Source organism: Actinoallomurus acaciae (assembly GCF_042429965.1).
GTDB lineage: Bacteria > Actinomycetota > Actinomycetes > Streptosporangiales > Streptosporangiaceae > Actinoallomurus > Actinoallomurus acaciae.
The window spans coordinates 1-1854 of the sequence record NZ_JBHLZP010000181.1 but is presented as its reverse complement, the minus strand read 5'-3'; the positions used below and the strand labels follow the sequence as shown (position 1 = coordinate 1854).

1 protein-coding gene and 1 pseudogene are annotated in these 1854 nt (G+C 70.5%); one reads left to right on the top strand and one right to left on the bottom strand.

What is annotated here, in order from left to right; genetic code table 11:
* A partial coding sequence (locus tag ACFFNX_RS23455; protein ID WP_378206066.1) for an AfsR/SARP family transcriptional regulator occupies positions 1-1230 on the bottom strand: 1230 nt, incomplete at its 3' end.
* Between the two features lie 158 nt (positions 1231-1388).
* On the opposite strand from ACFFNX_RS23455, the pseudogene ACFFNX_RS23450 reads away from it, so the two are divergent.
* Positions 1389-1854, top strand: a pseudogene (locus ACFFNX_RS23450) (hypothetical protein); the annotation flags it as partial.

Here is a 1854-nt window from a genome sequence, read left to right as displayed (position 1 = left end):
CCGGCTCGTGATCAGGGTCAGGCAGCCCGGCGCGGCGGACAGGAGCGGCTGGACCTGGTCACGCCCGCGGGCGTTGTCGAGGACGACGAGCACCCGGCGGCCCGCGAGCTCGGCCCGCCACAGCGCCGTGCGCTCCTCGACCGAACGCGGGACGCCCCGGATGCCGAGCATCCGCAGCAGCGCGTCCAGCGCGGCGGCGGGGGCGGTCGCCTCCTGCTCGGCGTCCAGGCCGTGCAGGTCGAGGTACAGCTGCCCGTCGGGGTACTCCTCGGCCAGCCGATGCGCGAGATGCACGGCCAGGACGGTCTTCCCGACGCCGGGCATGCCGTCCAGGGCGATCACCGTCGGACGCCCCGGGCGCGTCGGGGAGGCGGCCTCGACCAACGCCCGGACCTCCTCCTCGCGCCCGATGAAGTGCCGGATGTCATCGGGCAGCGTGCGGCGCGGATCGCTCACGACGGCCTGCGCCCGCGGCACCGGGAGCAGCGTCCGGTCGCGCCGCAGAATCCGCGCCTGGAGTTCCTGGAGTTCCGGGCAGGGCCGGGCCCGCAGTTCCTTCCACAGCCGGTGGCTGGCGTCGTGGTAGACCTCCAGCGCGTCGGCGTGCCGCCCGGCGCGGTAGAGCGCCTTCATGAGGTGCTCCACGAGCTTCTCGTTGTACGGGTGCTCCTCGACCAGGACGAGGAGTTCGCTCACCAGGTCGGTGTGGTGCCCCAGCCGCAGCTCGACCTCGACGCGTTCGAGCGTGGCGCCGAGGATCTCCTCCTCGATGGCCCGGCGAACGCCGTCCGCCCATTCACCGGGCAGGTCGGCCAGCGGCCGGCCGTGCACGAGCGCGTCGGCGCCGCGGAGGAGTTCGAGCGCCCGCTCGTCGTCGCCGCTCGCCGCGATGGCCCGCGCCTGTCTGCGCAGATTACGGAACCGGTGCAGATCGATGTCCGTGGAATCGGCGCGGAGGACATATCCGCCGGGGCGGAAGGTTTCAATCGTCGCCTCGTCGCCGATACCGCTGAGGCGAGCGCGCAGTCGTGAGACATACGTGTGCAGATTGGCGCGAGCGCCGGGAGGCTCCACACCGTCCCAGACCCAGTTGATGAGCTTTTCCATCGAGACCGGAACGCCGGGAGTCTGGGCGAGAATCGCCAGCACACAGCGCTCTTTCGCGCGCCCGACGGCGTGGCGTCGGCCGTCGGACCACAGCTCGACCGGACCGAGGATTCGGAATTCCACCAATGACCTCTTCGGTGGATCTTCACTTATTCAGTACATGGTTTCACTCACGGTGTCATCATGACCAGAAGCCCCCTTGGCCGATATGGGTCGCCGCTCTGACGCATGGCAAGGCCATGTCAAGGTTTTCGTCAAGGTGCGTCGCCGACTCTCACCACATGTTCGGTTTCGAATGGCGCCGGTCCCCGGTCGGACACGACACGGGGATCTGGGGGGCGCCCGACGACCGCCACACCGTTCTCGTAGTGGTCCGCAGCGCCGCGTGCGGACAGCATCTGCTCGACGTCGTCCGGCTGGTGGAGTCGGACCCGCGCGTCAAGGTCGCCTTCACCATCGACTGTGACCTGTACGACCGGGGGGTCGAGCGGCTCCTCAGTGACATCGGCGCCGTCGTCGTCTCCTGGCGGGACGCGACGGCGCGCGACTTCGGGCTCGCCGTCGCCACCGATCTCGCCGCGGTACGCCGGGTGCGCGCGCCATCGGCCGTGATTCCGTTCGGCGAGCGCATCGAGACCGCCGCGCTGCGCGAGGCGCACCGCCGCGACCTAGGCCTCATCTACGTCAACCCCGAGGGCCCGAACGGCAACCCGGACCCGCTCGCCTCGGCGCGCGACATCCGCGAGA